19 protein-coding genes are annotated in these 22,560 nt (G+C 56.8%); 9 read left to right on the top strand and 10 right to left on the bottom strand.

The window, feature by feature from the left end; translation table 11 throughout:
• Positions 1–11: 11 nt before the first annotated feature.
• The 4 genes from moaA to GGR27_RS02145 all read right to left on the bottom strand — a co-directional run bounded on the left by moaA (position 12) and on the right by GGR27_RS02145 (position 5,755).
• On the bottom strand, positions 12–989 hold the full coding sequence (gene moaA, locus GGR27_RS02160) for a GTP 3',8-cyclase MoaA (protein WP_168035747.1): 978 nt from the start codon (positions 987–989) through the stop codon (positions 12–14).
• A 223-nt stretch (positions 990–1,212) separates the two neighbouring features.
• Positions 1,213–3,732: a TonB-dependent receptor gene (locus GGR27_RS02155; protein WP_168035746.1), complete on the bottom strand. Its 2,520-nt coding sequence runs from the start codon at positions 3,730–3,732 to the stop codon at positions 1,213–1,215.
• A 70-nt stretch (positions 3,733–3,802) separates the two neighbouring features.
• On the bottom strand, positions 3,803–4,321 hold the full coding sequence (gene lspA, locus GGR27_RS02150; protein WP_168035745.1) for a signal peptidase II: 519 nt from the start codon (positions 4,319–4,321) through the stop codon (positions 3,803–3,805).
• 81 nt (positions 4,322–4,402) lie between these two features.
• Positions 4,403–5,755 carry a TlpA disulfide reductase family protein gene (locus tag GGR27_RS02145; RefSeq protein ID WP_245184366.1) on the bottom strand — a complete coding sequence of 451 codons (1,353 nt, stop codon included), beginning with the start codon at positions 5,753–5,755 and terminating at the stop codon, positions 4,403–4,405.
• 160 nt (positions 5,756–5,915) lie between these two features.
• Between GGR27_RS02145 and GGR27_RS02140 the strand changes: the two genes are divergently transcribed.
• The 3 genes from GGR27_RS02140 to GGR27_RS02130 all read left to right on the top strand — a co-directional run bounded on the left by GGR27_RS02140 (position 5,916) and on the right by GGR27_RS02130 (position 8,714).
• Complete coding sequence (locus GGR27_RS02140) at positions 5,916–6,404, top strand: hypothetical protein (protein ID WP_168035744.1); 489 nt, start codon at positions 5,916–5,918, stop codon at positions 6,402–6,404.
• Between the two features lie 141 nt (positions 6,405–6,545).
• Positions 6,546–7,610, top strand: coding sequence for a glycosyltransferase (locus GGR27_RS02135; RefSeq protein ID WP_168035743.1), 1,065 nt, complete (start codon positions 6,546–6,548; stop codon positions 7,608–7,610).
• A 33-nt stretch (positions 7,611–7,643) separates the two neighbouring features.
• A complete protein-coding gene (locus tag GGR27_RS02130) occupies positions 7,644–8,714 on the top strand; it encodes a DUF1015 family protein (RefSeq protein ID WP_168035742.1) in 1,071 nt (356 codons plus the stop codon).
• Here GGR27_RS02130 and GGR27_RS02125 read toward each other — a convergent pair.
• On the bottom strand, positions 8,677–9,528 hold the full coding sequence (locus GGR27_RS02125) for a sterol desaturase family protein (protein WP_168035741.1): 852 nt from the start codon (positions 9,526–9,528) through the stop codon (positions 8,677–8,679). The genes GGR27_RS02130 and GGR27_RS02125 overlap by 38 nt on opposite strands.
• A gap of 200 nt (positions 9,529–9,728) precedes the next feature.
• On the opposite strand from GGR27_RS02125, the gene GGR27_RS02120 reads away from it, so the two are divergent.
• The 6 genes from GGR27_RS02120 to miaA all read left to right on the top strand — a co-directional run bounded on the left by GGR27_RS02120 (position 9,729) and on the right by miaA (position 15,961).
• A complete protein-coding gene (locus GGR27_RS02120) occupies positions 9,729–10,514 on the top strand; it encodes an ion transporter (protein WP_209037856.1) in 786 nt (261 codons plus the stop codon).
• A 326-nt stretch (positions 10,515–10,840) separates the two neighbouring features.
• Positions 10,841–12,271 (top strand): anthranilate synthase component I family protein, encoded by a 1,431-nt coding sequence (locus GGR27_RS02115; protein ID WP_245184364.1) that lies wholly within the window; start codon positions 10,841–10,843, stop codon positions 12,269–12,271.
• A gap of 63 nt (positions 12,272–12,334) precedes the next feature.
• Positions 12,335–12,943: an anthranilate synthase component II gene (locus GGR27_RS02110; RefSeq protein ID WP_168035740.1), complete on the top strand. Its 609-nt coding sequence runs from the start codon at positions 12,335–12,337 to the stop codon at positions 12,941–12,943.
• A 176-nt stretch (positions 12,944–13,119) separates the two neighbouring features.
• Positions 13,120–14,325: a tryptophan synthase subunit beta gene (trpB, locus tag GGR27_RS02105; protein WP_209037855.1), complete on the top strand. Its 1,206-nt coding sequence runs from the start codon at positions 13,120–13,122 to the stop codon at positions 14,323–14,325.
• Positions 14,322–15,104, top strand: a complete 783-nt coding sequence (gene trpA, locus GGR27_RS02100; protein WP_168035739.1) for a tryptophan synthase subunit alpha — start codon at positions 14,322–14,324, stop codon at positions 15,102–15,104. The genes trpB and trpA overlap by 4 nt, the downstream gene beginning before the upstream one ends.
• On the top strand, positions 15,104–15,961 hold the full coding sequence (miaA, locus tag GGR27_RS02095) for a tRNA (adenosine(37)-N6)-dimethylallyltransferase MiaA (RefSeq protein ID WP_168035738.1): 858 nt from the start codon (positions 15,104–15,106) through the stop codon (positions 15,959–15,961). Before trpA ends, miaA begins: the two co-directional genes overlap by 1 nt.
• 133 nt (positions 15,962–16,094) lie before the next feature.
• On the opposite strand, the gene GGR27_RS02090 is transcribed toward miaA, so the two are convergent.
• The 5 genes from GGR27_RS02090 to GGR27_RS02070 form a co-directional block, all read right to left on the bottom strand.
• Positions 16,095–17,297, bottom strand: coding sequence for an NAD(P)-dependent oxidoreductase (locus tag GGR27_RS02090; protein WP_168035737.1), 1,203 nt, complete (start codon positions 17,295–17,297; stop codon positions 16,095–16,097).
• 71 nt (positions 17,298–17,368) lie between these two features.
• Entirely contained in the window at positions 17,369–18,121 is a 753-nt protein-coding gene (locus GGR27_RS02085) for a phosphatase PAP2 family protein (protein WP_168035736.1), read from the bottom strand.
• A gap of 65 nt (positions 18,122–18,186) precedes the next feature.
• A complete protein-coding gene (locus tag GGR27_RS02080) occupies positions 18,187–19,872 on the bottom strand; it encodes an LptF/LptG family permease (protein WP_168035735.1) in 1,686 nt (561 codons plus the stop codon).
• Between the two features lie 181 nt (positions 19,873–20,053).
• Entirely contained in the window at positions 20,054–20,371 is a 318-nt protein-coding gene (locus GGR27_RS02075) for a hypothetical protein (RefSeq protein WP_168035734.1), read from the bottom strand.
• Between the two features lie 105 nt (positions 20,372–20,476).
• Positions 20,477–22,531 carry a S9 family peptidase gene (locus tag GGR27_RS02070; protein ID WP_168035733.1) on the bottom strand — a complete coding sequence of 685 codons (2,055 nt, stop codon included), beginning with the start codon at positions 22,529–22,531 and terminating at the stop codon, positions 20,477–20,479.
• Positions 22,532–22,560 lie beyond the last annotated feature (29 nt).

The raw sequence follows: 22,560 nt of genomic DNA, 5'->3' as shown, positions 1-22,560 counted from the left end.
AATTTAATGTTTTATCCGCCGATGGACGTCATTGAGGCGAAGGTGCTACTGGATTGCTCCAACCGCTGGGTGATGTGGCCGGTCGCGTGCTTGCCCCGCACGAACTGCGTGATCAACTCCGCAAGATCGTCGTTACCGATGCCGGCGCGTAACAGCGGCCTGAGTTCAAGCCCCTTGGTTGAATAAAGGCAATTCAGCATGGTCCCTTTCGGCGTGAGTCTGAGCCGATTACAGGTCCCACACAAAGTCCTGCTGTAAGCCGGGATTACCGCAACCCCACCCAAAAAACCGGGTACTTTGTACCGAACCGCGCTCGCGTGGACGTCATTCTGGTCGGCAACGAGCGTTGGGTACCGCGACCGAATACGCTGTAACATCTCGGCCGACGAAAGATACAGATGGTGGTTGCCGTCACCGTCGTTGAAGGGCATCGCTTCGATAAAACGCACGTCGACGTTACGGTGCTCCGTTAGGGCCACGAAGTCCAGTAACTCATCGTCGTTTTCACCGAGTAGCACGACTACGTTAATTTTTACGCGCAGACCGGCGGCTTCCAACAATTCCAGCGCTCGCCACGTCCCCGCGAACTCGTCGCGGCGCGTGATTTTAAAAAAGCGCTCCGGGCGCAGGGTATCGAGGCTTAGGTTATAATTGGTGAGCCCGGCGGTCAGTAGTCGGTCCAGGTGGGCGGGGAGGAGGATGCCGTTAGTAGTCATCGACAGCGTGGGAAAGAGTTTGCCGAGCTCGTCCACCAAGTCGGGCAAACCACGGCGCGACAGCGGTTCACCGCCGGTCAGCCGGACTTTATTGACGCCAAGGCTCGCCAGCACCACACAGGTTTGCGTGATTTCCTCAAAGGTCAGCAGCTCGTCACGCGGCGCAAAATTAATGCCCTCCGCCGGCATGCAGTAGCGGCAGCGCAAATTGCACCGGTCCGTCACCGCCAGGCGGAGGTAGGTAGTTTGGCGGCCGTGATTATCTAGGAGCATGGGCGTGGAGAAAATAGCTAAGGGAAAGGTGGTACTTTCGGTGGGAAACAGAGACTTTTTGCGTGCTGGAATGCACTATTCAATAGTCGACGAAAGACGCATTCGAATTTGCGTTCAACCGCTCCGTTATATACCGATTACCGGCCGGAAGGTTGCCTACCGTGAGCTCAGGAACGCCAATTCAATAACTGGCCGGCTCAGCCACCCGTAATTGCCACCGCAATTAAAACTTGCCGGAAACACCCAAGCCGACATCCAACCCCGCCGCCGACACACCGCTGGCGAAAGTGCGGTAGTGACGGTCAAATAAATTGTCCACTTTCAGCCGCAGCGTCCACCGGTCGTTAACGGCGTACAGGGCGTTTACGTTGAGCGTCCACCAACCCAGGCTGCCCACGTACCGCCCGGTTGCCGGATCGACCGGCGTAAACTCAAAATTATCGGAAGTGCCCGTGCGGTCGAAGGTGAGACCGGCCACCCCGTCACTAATGTCACTCACCGCGTAATCTTCCGGCCGTTTCGCGAATTGGTAGCGTACGTTGCCGCCCACCAGCCATTTATTTCGCCGGTAATCGAGCGCGAACCGGCCGTAGGGCGGGGGGATGTGGTCCTGCGGCAGAACAATGGTCTCACCGTCGGGCCCGGCCTGGTCCCTAACTCCCCGTAGCGCGTGAAAGCTACCGGACAGGTCCAGCCCCCTTAGTAGCTGGTACCCAGCCCTCACGTCAAATCCGTAAACCCGTGCCGAAGAAGCGTTCGCGTTCGTCTGCACGCTCAGTACCTCCCCGTTGGTGGTCAGAAACGGACTACCGTCCGGCAGCAATCCCGGTACGCGGATCACGGCGTTCGCCAGCCAGGTGTGGTAAGCCGTTGTCGTCAGTAAAAATTTATCGTCGTCGGAAGTGAAGGCGTAGCCCAACTCGAAAGTGTTGGACCGTTCCGGCACGAGCTCCGGATTGGGTACCAGGATGAAGCCGTTGCGTTCCCGAAACTTAGCAAAGTCGTCGATGTTCGGCGCTCTGAAGCCCTGCGAGAACAGCCCGGTCAAGCGCCCAAACTTCGTGGATGCCTTAACCCCGAAGCTACCGGTTACGGACGTGTTGTAGTTCACAATACCCGCTAAGTAAGCTTGCGGCCACTCGATGGGGTCGTCGCGGCCGAAGGTGGCCCGTAGTTGCTGGTGGGCGACCCTCAGGCCACCCCGTAGCTTGATCACTTCGTTTAACGAATGCTCCAGATCTACGTACGAACCCAGCCCGGTGAGCGAACTCCCCTGGCTGGGGTAGCGTGTTGCCAGGCCGGGGGTGCTGAAGTCTCCCGTACTGACGTTGCGGAGAAAAGCTGCGCTAGCCACCCAGTCGCGCCTTAGGTCGATACCGTACCGGAGCGTGGTGCCCGCGAGTTGTTTGCTGAAGTCCGTTTGCAGATTGGCGGTGTGTACTTTCTCCAGGTTGTTTTCCTCCAGATCATCCCCGAAGCGCCGACGAATGCGGTCTTCGGCGACGAACTGGTGAGACACTAGGTAAGTAGCCGCGTCGTACAATTTAGTGGGTCGTAAATCCGTCAACTTGGCCGCGGCGAGGGTGCGCGTTTGCGGGCCGTAATCCCACCGCGCCCAGCGTAAATTCCCCGCGCGGGCTTCGGTGAGGGCGTCGTAGCGGGGTACGTCGCCGGTGGTGCTGGCCTGCAGGTTGAGATCGAGTAATAGGCCGCGATTGAGTCGCCAGCGAAATTTTTGTAGCAGGTTGTACTGGTCGTAAGCCGTTCCGATCTGTCTCGCGGGGCGTGGGTTGTTTTTCACTTCATCGTTCCCGCCGACCCGTTCGACGTAAGTCGGGCGTCGGCCAAAATCAGGGAATTCGTTCGGACCCCGGGCGCCGGCGCGCAGGTGCGAGGTTTGGGTGGTGGATAGCAGCGTAAGGGTGGCAAAGCTTTTAGCTCGGTACTCCACCAGGGCGCTTGACTGGACCGACCCGGCCGCGGAGCCTACGTTTACCGCTACCTCACCGGACAACTTCCGGTCGGTTGCTTCCGCCCCGGGGCTCAAAAGCCGCGGCGCCTTCGTCCTGAAGTAGACCACCCCACCAATCGCGTCGCTCCCGTAAGCCAGTGAGCCCGCCCCGTAAATTACCTCTAACTGCGCTAACGCCAGCGGGTCGACCGTGATGCTGTTTTGCAAGTGACCGTTGCGGTAAATGGCGTTGTTCATCCGCACGCCATCCACCACGAGGAGAACACGATTGGCCTCGAAACCCCGCAGTATTGGGCTGCCACCGCCGAATTGCGATTTTTGAACGTAGGCTCCCGAAAGATTTTCCAGCGCGGCCGCCGTTGACAGTGGCTGTACGCGTGCAATTTCCGCGCCCGACAGCACCTCGACCTGGGTGATGCCGCCAGCATTTTCCCCACGGCGGCCGTAGACAACCAGGCGCTCGTCCCCGAAAACGGTGGTGGCCACTTGTTGCAAGCCGAGCCGGTAGGATGCTTGGGCCAGTTCTGCACCAGTGATTTCTCCCACTTGGTAACCGACGTAACTTACTTTGACGGTATCTGAAGCCAGGAGGTCTCCACCCAGCGCAAATCTCCCCCGTTCGTCCGTCAGTCCGGTCGTGCCCGGTGCCACCACGGTCGCGAAGGCTAAGGGGACCGAGGTTGCAGCGTCAACGACCCGCAAGATTTGCTGGGCCTTCACCGCGGAGCCAACCAGAAAAATCGCAAGAACACAACACAAAATCTTGCTCATTTGCGGGGAAGTTTTGATCATCTCGGCCGGGGGGGACGACGTCAAGTCCCAACACGCTCTAAGCTTCACTTTATCCTTTCGCCTCTTCCGCCCCGGGCTCCGCTACCGGTTCATCCCTGAACGCAAAGGGTAGCATGATGAACATGCCCGCCATGATGGCCATGTCCGCAACGTTGAAAATACCGGTTTGTAGACCAAAAGCTTTCATGTGGAGCATGTCGACGACGTGGCCGAATAGCAGCCGGTCCACGATGTTGCTCAGGCCACCGCCCACGATGAGCGCCAGGGCAACTACCTGCCACTTGTTGAGGTGGCGCTCCTTAAAAATGTAGTAGAGTAGCGCGACCAAGAGCGCGGCCGGAAAAACTTCTAACAGTAAGGTTCTGAAAATGGGACCCAAGTCCGAACCGAGGGAAAGAAAAGCGCCGGTGTTCCGGACGAACGTCAACCGAAATAACTCACCGAAGAACAAATGATCCGGCTGCCCCAGCAGGTGCTCGATGGCGAGCTGCTTAGTCCACTGGTCCAGTAAAACCGTGACTACGATCGCGATGGCTACGGGAACTATTCTGGCTTTGAATTTAGTCATGTCGGAAAGAATTAGTGCAGTCTTGTGCGGCGGGGTTGGGCGCAAAAGTAAGTGGAAGCAAAGTCCGGGAATAACCGAACGCTATTTTCCCACAAATACTTCGGCGAGTTTCCGCTCGAGCGCGGGGCCACGCAAATTTCGGGCAAGGATACGACCTTCCGCGTCGAGCAGCACGGTCTGCGGAATGCTACTGACGCCGTACTGACGCGAAATGCTGCCACTCCATCCCTTCAACTCGGATACGTGGAGCCAACCGAGTTTATCATCCGCAATCGCCTTGAGCCAGCGTTCGCGCTTCGAATCCAGGCTGACGGCCAGGATTTCGAACCCTTTATCCTTATACGCATCGTACACCTTGACCACGTTCGGGTTTTCTCGCCGGCAGGGGCCGCACCAACTCGCCCAAAAATCAATAAGCACGACCTTACCGCGCAGGCTCGCCAGCGAAACTTCTTCTCCCGCCGGATTCGGCCCGGAAAAATCCGGTGCCTGCGCACCAACGGCAAAAGTGCGCAGCCCGCCCGACTGCTGCTTGACCTGCTGCACGGCGGCGGGGTTAGTTGCTGCATAGTCCCGAACGATCACGTCCGCAAGCTTGACGGCGGCGGGGTGCTTCTGCTGGGCGAGGGTGGCGAAAGCACCACTGAGGGCAAATAAGCGAGCGTTGCCACCCGCCGGCCACTGCTCGTAAACTTGTAGCAGAATATCCGCAAGCTGTTCCCCCTTGATCGCGCCGGCGAGCGTAGTCACGAAATTTCGGCTACCCTCGTACGTCCAGGGTAAGTCGTTGTAGCTACTGTCCTGAAAGTCAACGTACTGGAAGTAGGTATTGATGAAGTAATCCAACTCGCTGGGGAAGCGGCCCCCGTTGGCTGTCAGGAAACTCTGGTAGGTGTTGAGTGCAGCGATGCGTCCGAGGATCGGATGAGCGATCGTTAGCTCCGTAAGGGTAGCGAGCTTGCGCGCGTCGATGGCGCGTAAGGCAGTCAGTTGGGTGGCCATCGCCGTGGAGTCGCCACTACGCTGCGCGATCTGGTGGGCGCGGCTTGCGGTGGTGGCCTGACCGTTGTGTTCCTGGAAGGTGCGCTTCAACGCTTGGTAGCGATCGTTGACGGGCGAATTACTGACCGTCGCGCTGCGTAGCCTACCACAATTACCAATGATGGTCAGTTCCTCGCCGGGTTGAATGATGACCGGAAGGGCGTCGCCGGGCTTAGGACCGACGTAGCGAAATTTAGCCTCCGGGTAATCTAGTGACAAACTGAAAGAACCGTCGGGCGCCTTGGTAAAATCGGCTTCGGTGTCAAAGCTCGAACCGTTAAACTGGTATACGTACAGTGCTTTGCAGCCGGATGCCGTCACCGTTAGCTGAGACGGCTGCGCCAGTAGGGGGAGGGTAAAGAAAGCACAGAGGAGTAAGCGTAAGTAGACCATCGACGTAAATTTACAAATTAAGGTAACCGCCGGTCGGTCGGCGACGCACATAAGACGGCCAAATGACCACGTTGGACGAATACTCGCCGCATCTTACCACGCCGTTAACAACCTGCCGCTGTTTTTACGGTTCTTGAAGGGCAACAAATCTCAATTACCCATGGCTTCATCCAATTCATCAACCGGTGGTTCGACCCTGCGCACGGTCGGCAGTATTATGGTGGTGCTGGCCGTCGTTTACGTCATTTTCCAGGTGCTGGGTTTCGTATTTGACGTGATCATCTACGTGGCTCCACTGCTGTTCATTGCTTCGCTCGTAATCGATCACCAGGTGTTCCTGGGTTTCCTCGGAATGCTCAAACGACTTTTCCAGCGCAACTGGATTTACGGCGTTGCCGCCGGTATTGCGAGCGTAGTATTCTTTCCCATCGTCGCCCTTTACTTATTGGGTATGGCGCTTTTCAAGAAAAAGGTCAAAGACCGCCGCCGCGAAATGGACGAGCAGGTCAATGGCAAGTGGGTTGATTTCGAGGACGTTTCCGAGAAGCCGCTCGATCTGGACACACCCTACGAGGAACTACCCCCGGCTCCCCAACCCAGTGCGTCGCGCCGCGGTAAGGACACGGGCTACGATGAGCTTTTCGACTAGGTCTCCTTGCATTTTTTTCTGACCGCACCCATCACGATTTGTGTTTTTACCTATTGCGTCTGGCAGTGGAAGAATTATCGTGCTTGGCAATCACAGTTAGGCGGAAGCACATCCATCGCCAAAACAAACTTATCCCTGGCGGTGATTATCCCTTACCGTAACGAGGGGGATAACCTGACTAAATTATTGAATGCTTTACTCAACCAGAATTTTCTCGATAACAAGCTCGATATTATTCTCGTAGATGATCACTCTGACGATGGTGGGCCAGAACTAGTTAGGGAATTTTGCGCGAGCGCGGGTGCCGGGAAGGTGGGTGAACAGAGCGAAGTGAGCGCGAACTTCTACCTCAATACCAACCGTGCCGTAAAGCTTTTGAGTTTACGAGATCACCTGGCCGGCAAGTTGGTTGTCGCCCACAAGAAAGCGGCCCTGAACTACGGTATCGCGAACACGGACTCGGACGTCATCTTAACCACCGATGCCGACTGCCTGCCACCACCCGGCTGGCTAGCGCGAGTAGTCAACCAATTCCAACCCGGTACGGACATCGTGTGCGGCCCGGTGTGGATCGCCCCCGAACGAACTTTCTGCGACCAATTCCAGGCGCTGGACCTCACCGCCTACCAATTTCTCACCGCCACCTCGATCGCGAAGGGCACCCCGACGCTGGCTAACGGAGCTTGTTTCGCTTTCCGAAAAAGTGCTTTCGAAGCCGTGGGCGGCTACGCGGGCGTGGACCACTTGCCGAGCGGTGACGACGTCTTGTTGCTGCACAAATTCACCAATCATTTTCCCGCCGGTAGTTTTAAGTGGCTCGGGAACGGTCCGGTCGTGACGACCAGACCCGTTGCCGGGTGGCGGGCGCTCTGGCGCCAGCGGCTCCGGTGGGCGGGCAAAGCCGGTCATTACCAGGCGCAAGAACTAAAATTCGCCCAGGCACTGACTTTTTTGACTTGCCTCAGTCTGCTCGCGCTCATCCCAATCTCCCTGCACCTGCGCTCCGTCGCCCCCTTACTTATTTTGTGGAGCTGCAAGGCGGTCGTGGACTGGCTGAACTTGCGGGCGATCCACCAGCACTACGGCAAAAAGCTGGATACGTCGGCTTATCTAAAATCCGCCCTGCTGTATCCGTTTTTTCTCGTCGCGGTGGGTAGTGCCGCGCTGCTTGGCTTACGGGCCGACTGGAAAGGACGGACTTATTGAAAACGAGTACCTTTCCGGCCCAGCAGTCTTTTTATGCCCCTAGCGTTACGTCCCTTCCCCGTGTTTTATCGTCCGCCATCCGGGCAAGTAGATGCTTTACCCAGCACCAGAAATGGCGTTCACCTCGTGCCACCCAAGCAATTGACTGCGAGCGCACCGGGCACCTTCGCCGAACTCAAAATGAAGGAGCAACTGACGGGATGTACTAGTCGGGGCATATGTGGGCTCGTGCCCGCTAGCGCCTTTTCATCCGGCACGATTAGGCCTCACGAAAGCACCCTGGCCGCCCGCCTGGCCCGCCAGAAAAAATTGGTCACGGAAGACCGCGGTGCACTGGGCAAACCCGTGCTGATTACCGCCGACGACTTAACCGGAGTCTGGCAACAATTAGCGAAAAACTACGGCCCCACCGGCGCCGAAACGTCATTCTACGGTACCGACACGGACTACTGGCTGCGAGAATTTGCACTAAGGGGCAATAGGTCGACCACGGGTCTGGATCTGAGTAAGCTGAACGGCTTGGCCATCGCCGACGGTCACCACCGCGCGGAAACCCACGCCCGCCTGGCCGCAACCGGCCGACCCGAGTTTCGGCAAGTACCGGTCTGCATCGTTGCGGCGCGGGAGTTGTCGATTGGCATATTCTTACGACAGCTCAACGACTTTTCGGGGCCGGTTCAAGACTTGCTTTCGCAACTCGCGGCGTTCTTTACCGTCAGCGAAATCGCACGACCCGTCGCTCCGACCGACGTCAATCAGTGGCTGATGACCTACCGGGGCAAGCACTACCAACTGACCCGCCGCACCGGCGACGATAACTTTACCACCCCGATGGCCTGGATGGTGCAAGTCGTGCTTAAAGAAATATTTGGGATTGAAAACGCCAGCACCGATCCTCGGCTGACAAACGAACCGGTGGATACCTTGCCCAATGGTTTACTTGACCTTAAAGACGCGAGCGTCCTGACGTTTGCCGGGAGCGCCGTCACGCCCGAATTATTCTTCGCTGAGATCGCGGCTAACCGCTTACTGCCCCCCAAAAGCACGCGGTTCATGCCCCGCGTGCCTAGTGGACTGGTGGTGTGGCGGGGGAGCCTGCCGTAGTCGGCTGGCGTTTACCATCGAAAGGTATGCGTAACATCCGGGCGATGCTCTGGTGGTCATCGTGGTCCATGTGCGTGTCCACGCCGTAGATAAGTTGGCTGTTGTCAACTTGCTGATAAGTACCGAACACGCGGTCCCAAAAGCTGAAGATGTTGCCGAAATTACTGTCCGTCAGCGGAAGCTGGTAGTGGTGGTGCACGCGGTGCATATCGGGGGTGACGACGAGCCAACTGATCGATTTGTGGATCCAGGCCGGGACGGTCACGTTGGCGTGGTTGAACTGGCTGAGTAGCGCGCTCAGGGTTTGGTAGACGAACACCAGCCAAATGGGGGCACCGACGACGAAAACAGCGAGCGTGGTAAAGACAAAGCGAATCACACTTTCGCCGGGGTGGTGGCGGTTGGCCGAAGTCGTGTCGACGTGCTGATCCGTATGGTGCACGAGGTGGAAGCGCCACAGCACGGGGATGCGGTGCTCGGTCCAGTGGGCGGCGTAGGCACCGATCAGGTCGAGCAGCATCAGGCCGGCCACGGCCTCCACGACGACGGGGAGCGACACCCACTGCATCAGCCCAAACTCGTTCGCTACGACCCAGTCGCTACTCCAGACGAGAATAAAGGCCAGGAAAAAATTGACCAGGATCGTCGTGAAGGTGAAAAAGAAGTTGATCCCGGCGTGCTTCCATTTCGTGTATTCGTGCGTGAATAAGGGTAGGGCGCTTTCGAGTAGCCAGAAGACCGTAATTCCGCCTACGAGCAACAGGGTGCGGTGGCTACTGGGGATGTTCGTAAAATAATCGATGATCGCTTCCATTGCTTAAAGATAAGGCACGTCAGGAAGTCTCTTCACCAGGCTCAGTTCATTTGCAGCCCAGCCGTCAGTTGCTTCGTGGTGAACCCCGATCAATTTATTACCGAGTGCACGGAGCAACCACCGAGTGATAATTACCTTCGCCCGGCGCTGAGCCGCCCCGAGACTACCAGACCACCGAACCACCAGACCAAGTTCCCTTCATGCTAAAGCGACTATTCCTCAACGAACGGGCCGTGCTGGTAGCCATCATCCTCAACGCCGCGGTCATCTTCGCGCTTTACTTCCCGTCGTTGCGCAACAACTTCTGGCTCGTACTGCTGGACCAGCTTTTCTTGCTGTTTTTTGTGGTGGAACTAATCGTGAAGCTATCCGTGCTGAAGCCAAAGACCTTTTTTGCCGGGGCCTGGAATCGGTTCGACTTCATCATCGTTGCCGGTAGTCTTCCCGTATTTGCGGAGCCGTTCATGTCCGTCCCGGAAGGGGCAAATTTGCTGATATTGTTGCGGCTGTTCCGGTTGGTGCGCCTGGTGCGGTTTTTACGGTTCATCCCCAACATCGAGCAGGTCGTGATGGGGCTCGGCCGGGCGATTAAAGCGTCTATTTTCGTGCTCGCGGCACTCGTGTTCCTCAACTTCATGCTGGCCATCCTCACCTGCCACTTTTACGCCAGGATTGCGCCGGAGTACTTCGGCAACCCGCTGGTAAGTATCTACAGTATTTTTCAGATGTTTACGCTGGAAGGATGGAACGAGATTCCCGCCGCCATCACCAATAATCCGGACGCGCCGATGTCGGATACGATGATCGGGCTGACGCGGTTTTACTTCGTCGTGGTTGTCGTGCTGGGCGGAATCTTCGGACTAAGCCTGGCCAATGCCGTGTTCATCGACGAGATGATGATGGACAACAACAAAGAGTTAGAGGCTAAAGTGGATGCATTGATTATGGAAGTGCGGGCTTTGCGGGACGAAGGGAAAAACACCTAGGCATTCCCGGGTGGATTTTCTGCCACAAAAACACACAAATACAAAATTATGGAACTTGCTTTTCTGTGCTTTTGTGTTTGTGTGGCTAACAACTTTAACCGGAATTTAGATAAATCGATTCCCCGTAGTTACCTTAGCGCCATGCAGAACAAGCGCAGCAGTATTTCCCTTTGGTGGCGGGCTCAACTCAACTCCTGAGTAACCTGATGCGGCCCTGCTTTGTACGATACAAAACTAATAATTAGCCCGTCGGTAAACTCCGACGGGCTTTTTTTATGCGTTTTTTTGCCCGCGCGGGTTTTCCGACCTTAAGATTCTCCAACCAGATGACCAGCTCCCCACCCAAACACAAAATCAACGTCCAAACAACCCGGATGACGGCGGATCACCTCACGCCCGTCCTCCTTTACCTGGCCCTGCGCGATGACTTTACCGATCCGGTTTTGCTGGAGTCGAATGAGTCGCGGGACAACGAACACTACTATTCCATCATCGGGCTGGAAACGCTGGCTTCCTTTCGGGTGCGGGACGGGATCATTCGCCAGGACGTGAACGGGGAGACCCTTAGTTCCGAGTCGGTAGACGGCGACGTTCAGCTGGTTTCGCGTCGGCTCCAGGAATTTCTGTCGAGTTTTGAAATTGACAACACCGACACGGACGCCATCATTGGTAAGTTCAACGGACTGATCGGCCACACTAACTTCGAGGGGGTGCAGTACTTCGATACCCTGAAATTTGCGCAGCGGAAAGTATTGCGGTCGCCGGATATCCGCTACCACCTCTACCGGTATGTCCTGGTCTTTCACCACTACCGCGACGAACTGATCATCATCGAAAACCTTCCCGTGGGGCAAGTCAGCGAAGTCGAGAAAGTCACCGCCGCCATCAAACGGGGTGGGGGCGTGCATCCCTTTCGCAGGCACGAAGAAGAAAGTAGTAACCTGACGGACACTGAGTTTAAAGAACTCGTCCGGCTGGGAAAACGCCACTGCCAGGTGGGTGATGTCTTCCAGATTGTGATGAGTCGCCAGTTCCGGCAGGGCTTCCGGGGCGACGAGTTTCAAGTTTACCGCGCGCTGCGCAGCATCAACCCCTCGCCCTACCTTTTCTACTTCGACTACGGTGACTACCGCATCATGGGTTCCAGCCCGGAAAGCCAAATGGTCATCAACGATGGCGTAGCCACCGTCAACCCCATCGCCGGCACTTACCGCCGGACGGGCGACGAAGCCGAAGACCGCGCTGCCACCGAACGCCTCCTCGCCGACCCCAAAGAAAACGCCGAGCACGTGATGCTGGTCGACCTGGCCCGCAATGACCTGAGCCGCCACACCAAGAACGTGCGGGTAAAAAGCCTGCGGGAAGTACACTACTACAGCCACGTCATCCACCTGGTTTCCAAAGTGGTGGGCGACCTGACGACAACCGACGAAACGGTGAGGATTTTCGGGGACACCTTTCCCGCCGGCACGCTCTCGGGCGCGCCGAAGTACAAAGCCATGGAATTGATCGCGCAGTACGAAAACCAGCAACGTGGGTTTTACGGTGGTGCGATCGGCCTCATCGATTTTCGGGGCGGAATGAACCAGGCTATCCTAATCCGGTCCTTCTTTTCGCAGGACAACACGCTGTTCTACCAGGCCGGGGCCGGCGTCGTGGCCGCGTCGGATGAGGACAGCGAATGCCAGGAGGTCTACCACAAGCTCGGTGCACTGACCAAAGCACTGGACAAGGCGGAAGGGCTATCCCTGATTTAAGCGGAACACCGCCGCAAAGTTGGGCATCGTCAACGTTATTACTCATCCGAAATTTTCTTTCTTATGAATGTATTGATTATCGATAATTATGACTCGTTTACTTACAACCTCGTGCAGTACGTTGAGGAGGAGCTGGGCCATTCCATCGATGTATACCGCAACGATAAAATCGACGTCGAGCGGGTGGGGGACTACGATCTGATTGTTCTGTCTCCCGGCCCTGGCGTGCCGGCGGATGCAGGGATCATGCCGGAAATTATTAAGCGCTACGGCAAAGAGAAAGTGATATTCGGCGTCTGCCTCGGTCACCAGGCGATCGGGGAGGCGTTTGGGGGGCAGTTGATGAATCTGGACCAAGTGCATCACGGCATCGAGACGACCATGGAGCGGACCACGGCCGAGGATATGCTGTTCGCCAACATTCCCACTAGCTTCAACGCCGGTCGGTACCACAGCTGGGTCATCGACCCAGCGAGCATGCCGGCTGAATTACAAATAACGGCGACCGGTGAGTTCGGCGGCGTGATGGCCCTGCGGCACCGGGAGTTTCCAATCTTCGGCGTCCAGTTCCATCCGGAAAGCATTATGACGCAGCACGGACGGCTGATGATCAAGAATTTACTCAACTTCGTGAAAGAACGGATAGAAGCGAAAACCGGTGTCGCTGCGTGAGGGTTACACCCACGTACCCGCTCGCTAACCGATTGAAGGCTTAATTGTACTCCGTGACTAACTGCCACAATTATAAAGAGGCACATTATTAAGACGGTACTCCGTGTCCTTTGCTCTTCCCGTATTTTCTCTGGCACCCGCGTCCGCGCCCACTTTACCCAAAATTTATCGATACCATGACCAAGAATTTGCACATCGACGTTGACGAACGCGGCTATTACGGTCGTTTTGGTGGTGCCTACATCCCCGAAATGCTACACCCCAATGTGGAGGAACTGCGGCTTCGGTACCGGGAAATGACGGCGGAGCCCGAGTTCAAAAAAGAATTTGACGCACTGCTCAAAGATTACGTCGGCCGGCCGAGCCCGCTCTATTTCGCCAAGCGAATGAGCGAGCACTACGGCACGCAGATCTACCTCAAACGCGAAGACCTGAACCACACCGGCGCGCACAAGATCAACAATACCATCGGCCAAATCCTGGTCGCGCAGCGCCTGGGTAAAAAGCGGATTATTGCCGAAACCGGTGCCGGACAACACGGCGTTGCTACGGCTACCGTCTGCGCACTAGTCGGCGTGGAATGCATCGTGTACATGGGCGAGGTCGACATCGCCCGCCAGGCGCCGAACGTCGCGCGGATGCGCATGCTCGGTGCGGAAGTGCGCCCCGCCCTCAGTGGTTCCCGCACGCTCAAAGACGCCACGAACGAGGCCATCCGCGACTGGATCAACAACCCCGACGATACCCACTACATCATCGGTTCCGTCGTCGGTCCCCACCCGTACCCCGACATGGTGGCGCGCTTCCAGTCCGTGATTTCGGAGGAAATGAAGTGGCAGTTGCAGGAAAAAATCGGACGAGATTACCCCGACGCCATCGTTGCCTGCGTCGGCGGGGGCAGCAATGCGGCCGGTGCTTTCTACCACTACCTGAACGATGACCGCGTGCGCCTCGTGTCCGTCGAAGCCGCCGGCAAGGGCATCCACACGGGGGAATCCGCCGCCACTTCCGTGCTCGGTACCGAAGGCATCATCCACGGCTCCCGCACGCTGTTGATGCAGACCGATGACGGTCAGATTGTCGAACCCTACAGTATTTCCGCCGGTCTGGATTACCCCGGCATCGGCCCCCTGCACGCCTTCCTCATCGACAGCAAACGCGCCGAGGCCATCAGCGTCACCGACGACGATGCGCTAGCCGCGGCACTATTTACGGCCCGCACCGAAGGCATCATCCCCGCCCTCGAAACCGCCCACGCCTTCGCCGCGCTCGACGATATGGAATACGGCCCGGACGACGTCATTGTCGTCTGCCTCAGCGGCCGTGGCGACAAGGACCTCGCCGCCTTCACCACTTACCTCGATCAGCTAAAAGACTCATGAACCGACTCACGAAACTCTTCCGCGAAAAATCTAGTGACTTGCTCAACGTGTACTTCACCGCGGGCTATCCGCAACTGAACAATACCGTCACGATCATCCGCGAGTTGGACCGCGCCGGTGCCGACCTGATCGAAGTCGGCGTCCCGTATTCCGACCCGATGGCGGACGGTGAGACAATTCAGAAAAGTAGCATGAAAGCGCTGCAGAATGGGTTTACGCTGAAGGTGCTGTTCGACCAACTCCGGGAAGCGCGGCAGCATACGGAAGTTCCGTTGGTGCTGATGGGCTACTTCAACCAGGTGATGCAGTACGGGATGGAACGTTTCGTGAAGGCAGCGAAGGAAGCCGGTGCCGACGGCTTAATTCTGCCCGATCTTCCCGTCTTCGAGTACGAAAACGAGTTCAAGCACATCGCCGAGAAGTACGATATTCAGGTAACTTTTCTGATTACGCCAAACACGTCGCAGCAGCGGATCGAGCAGATTGGTCAATTATCGACCGGTTTTATCTACGTGGTTTCCAGCAGTAGCATCACTGGAAAGTCCGGTGAGATCACCCAGGCGCAGAAGGATTATTTCGCCCGTATCGCCGCACTCAACTTACCGCAGCCACGACTAATCGGCTTCGGAATCAGCGACGCCAAGAGTTTCCGGACGGCCTGCGAATACGCCAACGGAGCCATCATCGGGTCCGCCTTCATTCGCGCGCTGGCTGGCCGGGACGACGTGGCCGCCGCCACGCGCGAGTTCGTTGAAAGCGTGCTGGAACCGGTCGCCTGATGCCACGTACGAAATTGACTGTGGTTGGCGGACCTACGGCGAGTGGAAAGACTACTTTGGCCATCAAGCTCGCAAAGCAGTACGGCACGGAGATTATTAGTGCGGATAGTCGACAATTCTACACCGAGATGAAGATCGGCAACGCGCGGCCCACGGAGGAAGAGTTGGCCGCCGTGCCGCATCATTTCGTGGCCGATCGGAGCATTCTCGACCCCCTTACCGCCGGTTCTTTCGCCCGCGAGGCGTTACAATTGTATCATGATCGGTTCACCGGTGCCGAGCATCTGATTGTGGTTGGCGGCAGCGGCCTCTACCTGCGTGCCCTGTGTGAGGGCCTTGACGAGTTTCCCGACGTGACGGATGCGGCGCGGTCGCGGGTGCAATGTTTATGGGAAGAAAAAGGCATCGCCGGGTGGCAACAGCTCCTAGCTGAATTGGATCCGACCACCTACGCTACCGTTGATCGGGCAAACCCCCGAAGACTACAGAGAATGTTGGAGGTGAGTCTGAGCGAAGGTCAGCCCTACAGCAGTTATCTGGGCAAGCGCCCCGCCCGTCCGTTCGACGTAGCGTACCTAACCACCGACCTACCGCGCGAGTTGCTTTATGACCGGATCAACCGACGGGTTGCCCAAATGGTAGCTGCGGGTCTCGAGGCCGAAGCTCAATCGTTAACCGTCCACCAGGATCTACCCGCCCTACAAACGGTGGGCTACCGCGAATGGTGGCCGTACTTTAGGGGGGAATACAACCGGGCAAGGGTCATCGAATTAATCAAGCAACACAGCCGGCGGTACGCTAAGCGACAGGGGACCTGGTTTCGGGGGGCAAACTATATGCCGGTCGTCACACCCTAGAATAAAAATACACCTATTAGAATTACCTCGGGACTATAATGGTATGCCGGTCGATGCGCCGCCCCGGCGCGAACAAGTCGGACGCGTATACTTAGGTCATCTCGCGCCGGGACGGTGCATCGTTCGGGAAACGTTACGCATTTGAATACGCTTCCAAATACTTAAACTCCGGCCCCAAATCACCTTTCCAGGCAATACTCGCCCGGTCGAGAATCTCTGACGACCCTTTTTCAAATTCCGGCAGGATACTCTCAATGAAGATCTGACCGAATGCCTTACTGGCGTCGCGCGGAAGCTCGCTGGGGAGGTTGTCGATGGACATGACGTCGATCATACCGTCCTGGAAGGGCTCGGTTTCTTTACCGGTCTTGGGGTCGAAGCCAAACACGGGGTCGGCAATGGTGGAAGCGAAGAGCGTTGACGGCACGCTGGAAGCCGGGGCAATGTCGCAGGTCACGTCACCGATCACTTCGATGCGGAAATCCTCGTGCGCCATTTCTTCGGTGGTAAAGAAGGCAGGTGCCTTACCGTCCCAAAAAATACCGTTGATGAACACGTCCGACACTTCGGCGTAGCGGCGGAAGTTGCTGACGAATTTGGAGCCGTCCCGGTAGAATTCCTTCTTGGTAAAGGGACTACCGTCCGGGTGCTTGGCGTAGTGCTTCACGTTGAGAATAGTAAAAACGGCTTTCCCCGTGCCGTTGAGGTATTCTTCGGGGCTGACCTCCGCAAAACCAATGTCCCGCAGCACGCGCGCGGCCCCTTTGCCAACCCGACCGGTGCCCGTGAGCACGACCCGCATTTTCGGGAGCTTGAGTTTGCCGTAGATTTCTTTGGCGGCGTTGTAGTCAAACAAGTCTTTGAGGCGAGGAAATTCGAATTTGCCCGTCCGCTGGGCGTAGGTCCACACGGCGTTGTGGGCACCGACCATACCGGCCCAGTAGCCGAAGGCGATTAGCCGGCGTCCTTCCGCGTCGGTGAGGTATTCGTAGTCGATCATCCGGATGCCGTCGTCGAGGAGGGCGCGGAGGAGGGGTTGGTTGTAGGGCTGTTGCTTGGCAACGTGTGCGAAGAAGCAGTAGGTCTTTTTCGGAATAAGCTGCTCGATGGGGACTTCTTTAACGCCGAGCAAGAGCTCGCGGCCCGTAACGTCTTCGACGAGGGGGACGCCCAGCTCGGCGTACTCGTGGTCCTTGAAAATGCGACCCTCGCTGGGTTGCACGACGATATCGATGCCGCGGCCGCGTAGTTTGGCGACTTGTTTCGGCGTGAGGGGGGTGCGGCTATCGGGCGGTACTTTGCCTTCACGGATGACGGCAATGGTGGGGTAGGGCATAGATTACTTTGGATTGGCTGGGGCGGGGAAACACCCCGGAGTGGTGGCGTCAACGGGCACTCAAGCAGTCATTACGCTTCTGGTGGGCTGACTTTTTCCGTTACGGGCGGCAAGGTACGAAAGCGCGTGGCCCAACCACGCTTTAAAATTGCGTGGTTGGCGAAAAGTTTGTCCTGCCAGTAGTAGACAACGATGGCAACCGTGACGCCCAGCACCGCGCCCGCCGTCACGTCACGCAAAAAGTGATAGAGTAGGTACATTCTGCTAAATCCCACCATGGCGGCGAGTGCCAGGCAAAACAGGGTGATGGGTAGTTTACCGGAACGCGCGTTGAAGGAAAGAAAGGAGTAGAGCGCGAACGCCGAGGCGGTGTGGCCGCTCGGAAAACTACCCACCTCCGCCCAGCTCCGCCACTCCTCCTCGAAGTGGTTCAGGCTGTGCCAGGTGGCTTCGTGATTGTCGAAAAACCAGCGTAGCGGTCGGGCCTCAGCGAAACAGAGCTTCAGCACCCCGGCAAGTACCCCGGCGGCCGCCCCGGTCAGTACGGCAAATAATGCCTTGCGGTAGCTAAATGCACCCACGATGGCCACCACGCCAGCGTAAGCGACGGGCTCCCCGAAGTGGGTACCGATCTTAAAAAAGTAGTCGAAGAAGACACTGCGGTACTGATTAATAACGATCAGCGTATCGCCCTGCTGGGAGGTAAACAGTAAGTAAAGGCTGGCCACGACGAGCAGTAAGGTTGCCACGAGAAACAACCAGTTGTGCCGGAAAAAACTGACCGGTTCCTGCTCCGCTTGTCCGTCGGGGGGAAGGTTGTCCATGGTCACGAAGATAGCTCGTTGGGTAAATACCCTGGCGTCCGTCAAATATCCTCGGCACCGGTCCCTTACTTAGTCGGGGCGCCCTTTTTGACGTACCTGGCGTAGAGCTTTTTGAACAGATCGCTGATGTTATCGAAGTCGATCAGCTTTGCGTCCTTCATGGCACGATCCGTGATGTAAAGGCTCACCGGGAAAAGAATGATGCAGGGCAGCCAGCCGGCGAGCACGCCGTTGACGACGAAGCTCTCCGCGAGCTTCCGGCACAAAATGGTGAGGATGATAAAAATTACGAAGAAGATGATGGAGACCAGAATCGGATAACCAAAGCCACCCTTGCGTACAATCGCCCCCATCGGCGCGCCAATGAAAATGAAGATGATGCAGACCACCGCCATGCTGAACTTCATGTGCTTGTCGTACACGTATTTAATTCGGTTCTCGTGAATTCCCGGAAGTATTCTGGCCGTCGACGCCGCCTGGCTCACTACCGAACGGACGCCGGAGCGCGCGCGGTTGTACGTTCTTTTGCGTCCGTCCTTAGCTGCCACCAGTAACATGCCATCCATGCCCGGCCAGTCCGCCGCAGCCGTGACGAGGCGGTGTTTACGGGCCTTTTCGAGGGCGCCTTGGTGGGTTGCGGCATCACGAGTCTCCGCCAGCTGGGTCGCTTCCGACGACTGCTTGGTCGGCCGGAGCGGAGAAGTCTTTGCGTCGGTGATGAGTTCTTCCACGTCGAGGGAGTCTATACCGGATAACTCATCATCTTCCGCATTAGGGCGCGAAGCTCTACTGCCGCTGTCGAGGCCGCTAAAGCGCGTCGTGGTGGATAATCCGAATTTGGTCGTGTCCTTGCGCAGTAGTGGTAAGTACGTTTTTGCGTGATTACTAATGGTTTGCTTGCGGGTGCCGATGACGTCACTGATCGAGTCGATGCCGATCTGAAGTTGCCAGGAGGAAAGCATGGAGCGGTTCGTCTCGAACAAGCTGACGTCGGTCTGGCCCAGGTTGAACTGCTTTAGGTCGAAGATCTTTTCGTAGGTATCGAAATAGGTGCGCACGTAGGGCAGGGAGTTTTTGCCGGAGCCCGCCGTTTTCCGGTCGGAATACTGCACGCCGTCGTTGAGTTCCATGACGAGTGCCTGGCCGTCGTTTTCCGTGTACATCTGCCCGGTTTTTGCCGTGATTTGCCCCAGGTCGCCCGTCGTTGCGCGGCTGTGGTCGTAGATCAGCACGTCGGAGATGTTGCGGCCGTCCGTATCCCGCTCCCCGAGCCGAATGGCAAACCCGTTGAAGTCCGTATTGAACATGCCCGGCTCCATGTTCAGCGTCGGTTTTTTCTGGTTGATGTCGTACATCCGCGCCCCGAACTGGAGATTGGCGGCCGGGATGACGTAGTCAGAAACCATAAAACTAGCTCCGGCGGAAAGCACGCCAAAAACGATCATCGGCATCATGACCCGCAGCAAACTCGTGCCGGCGGATTTGATGCTCGACAGTTCATAGTGCTCCGCCATCCCCCCCAGGACCATGACGGACGAAATGAGTAAAGCCAATGGCAAAGCCAGGGGTACCAACCCGACGCACTTGTAAGAAAGCAGCTCAATGACCGTAAAAAAGCTAAGTCCCTTACCGGCAATCCGCTCCAGGTACTGCCAGAGCGCCTGCATGATGAGCACGAACATGGCAATCGCGAACGTCACGAAAAACGGTCCGATGAACTGCTTGATCATCAATTTATCGAGCTTCTTCATTTATTGGGGTAAGGCCGTAGAGACACGGCCAGGTAGGATAAGGTGGTATCGAGGAGAACTAGCTGAACGCTGTCATCCGGCGCAGGGATACACGACGGCGGCCAGAACCACGCAAATGGTCCTGGCCGCGCCAAAGGTAGATCGCTAATCGGTAGCTGAATCGCTCACCCGTCGTGAAGGATTACTTCTCCAGGTCTTTCTTCAGTTCGTTGAACTCGCCCTGCGTGGGGATCTGCCCCGTTTCCTTGAGCGTATCGATCGCTTGCTTTGCTTCCTCTTTACTGAGGTCTTGGTCGCGGTGACCATCCATGCCTTCGCGGTTGATGTTATAGTTGGAATCGTTCACGACGTGACTGTATGCGTCGTGCTCGGCTTTCTTGAGTTCGATCTGGTCCGTCTTCGCTTTCTGGTAGTAAAGCACGAGGCCGACAATGATTACGACAACACCAAGCAGGTAAGGCCAGTCGGAGGCTAAGTTCGTATCGTATAAAAGGTACATGTTTATCGGTTTGGTTAATGGTAATACGCAGCGTCATCCCGGGGTGTTTACCCCGGCGTACGTGTGCGTAATGTTCGGCAGCGGGGATGGTTTATTCGCGACAAATCATTTTGCCTTACCCGCCAAATCCAGTACCCAGGCATAATCCCGAGCCACTTCTTTAATCGCATCAAACCGCCCGGATGCACCACCGTGGCCCGCTTCCATATTCGTGTGCATGACGAGTTCGTTCTCGTTCGTCCGCAGCTCACGCAGTTTCGCGATCCACTTGGCGGGTTCCCAGTACTGAACCTGGCTGTCGTGCAGGCCGGTCGTAATGAGTAGGTTCGGGTACGCTTGCGCCTTCACCTGGTCGTAGGGGCTGTAACTCAGGATGTACTCGTAGGCTTCCCGCTCGTTCGGGTTGCCCCACTCGTCGTATTCCCCCGTAGTGAGGGGGATGCTGTCGTCGAGCATGGTGGTAACGACGTCCACGAAAGGAACTTGCGCGACGACGCCGGCCCAGAGGTCCGGGCGCTGGTTAATGATGGCACCCATCAGCAGGCCACCGGCGCTACCGCCCATTGCGTAAAGATTTTCCGGCTTGGTGTAGTTGTTGTCAACCAGCCATTCTCCTGCATCGATAAAATCATTGAAGGTATTTTTCTTCTTCAGGAGTTTACCATCTTCGTACCAGTGCCGCCCCATCTCCTCACCTCCGCGTACGTGGGCGATGACGTAGATGAAACCGCGATTAAGAAGCGATAGGCGGGCGACGCTGAAATAGGGGTCCATGCTGTGGCCATAGCTCCCGTAAGCGTAGAGGAGCAGGGGAGCGGTGCCGTCTTTCGGGGTGTCTTTATGATAGACGATGCTCAGTGGGACTTTCGTGCCGTCGCGGCTAACGGAAAAACGACGCTCGCTCACGTAATCGTCCGGACTGAATTCGCCGAGGACGGGTTGCTGCTTCAATAAGGTCTGCTCCTTGGTGACCATGTCAAAATCATAAGTAGAGGCCGGGGTGGTCATCGACTGGTAGCCGTAGCGAAGGGTTTGGGTGTCGAATTCCGGATTTTGGGAGGTGTAGGCCATGTAGGCTTCGTCCTTGAAATCCAGGTAGTAAGAGTTGTCGGTACTGTTTTTCAATTGACCCGGGTTTGAAATCACCCGCAGCTGCGTCAAACCGTTCGTGCGCTCGGAAAGGACGAGGTAGTTTTTGAACAACTCGACGTCCTCCAATAAAGTGTTCGGCCGTTTGGCAATGACAGTCGTCCAGTTATCTTTTTCGGTCGCCTCCTCCGGCGTTTCCATCAGCTGGAAATTCTTGGCGCCGAGGTTCGTCAGGACGTAGAAGCGATCGTCGATGTGCGCGATGCTGTATTCCAGATTGCGCTCGCGGGGTTGAAACATCCGTGGTTCCGCGAGTGGCTCGTCGGCCTTCAGCAGCCGGTACTCGTTGCTGACGGTTTGGGCGGAACCGAGGATGATGTATTTCCGGGATTTACTGCGGTAAACGAAGGCGCGGAAAGTCTCGTCGGTCTCTTCAAAAACCGTCACGTCGTCCTGCGGCGCGGTGCCGAGTTCGTGGCGCATGATCTTGTAGGGGCGCAGACTTTCGTCTTTAATGGAGTAGAATATATAGTTCCCGTCGGCGCTCCAGACACTGCCGCCGGTGGTGTTGGGGATAACGTCGGGCAGGTAATGACCGGTTGCCAGGTCTTTGATACGGATGGTGTAGATACGGCGGCTGATCGTGTCTTCGCCGTAGGCCAGGTAACGGTTGTCGTCGCTGACGGTGAGGCCGCCGACTTTGTAGAAATCGTGGGGTTCGGCGAGTTCGTTGACGTTGAGCAACGTCTCTTGCTCCTTCTTGTCTAGCTTGCGGCGGAGGTATTTAGGGTACTGATCGCCAGTGTCGTAGCTCGTTTGGTATTCGTAGCCGCGGAAGACGTAGGGGACGGATTGATCGTCCTGTTTGATGCGGCCCTTGATTTCTTCGAAGAGATCGTTTCTGAAATCATCGGTGTGCTTCGTGCGGTCGGCGAACCAGGTGTTTTCTGATTCGAGGTAGGTGATGACTTCGGGGTTTTCGCGTTTGTTTAGCCAGTAGTAATCGTCGTTGCGGTCCTGGCCGTGGGCGGTCAGGGTGTGGGGTTTCTTGGTGGCTTTGGGGGCGGTCATGTTCGGGGTATTTGTCGGGTAGAACGGTA

Source organism: Neolewinella antarctica (assembly GCF_011927835.1).
Classification (GTDB): Bacteria; Bacteroidota; Bacteroidia; order Chitinophagales; family Saprospiraceae; genus Neolewinella; species Neolewinella antarctica.
Note: the sequence above shows the minus strand (reverse complement) of the source record. Positions and strands in the feature narration are given on the sequence as shown.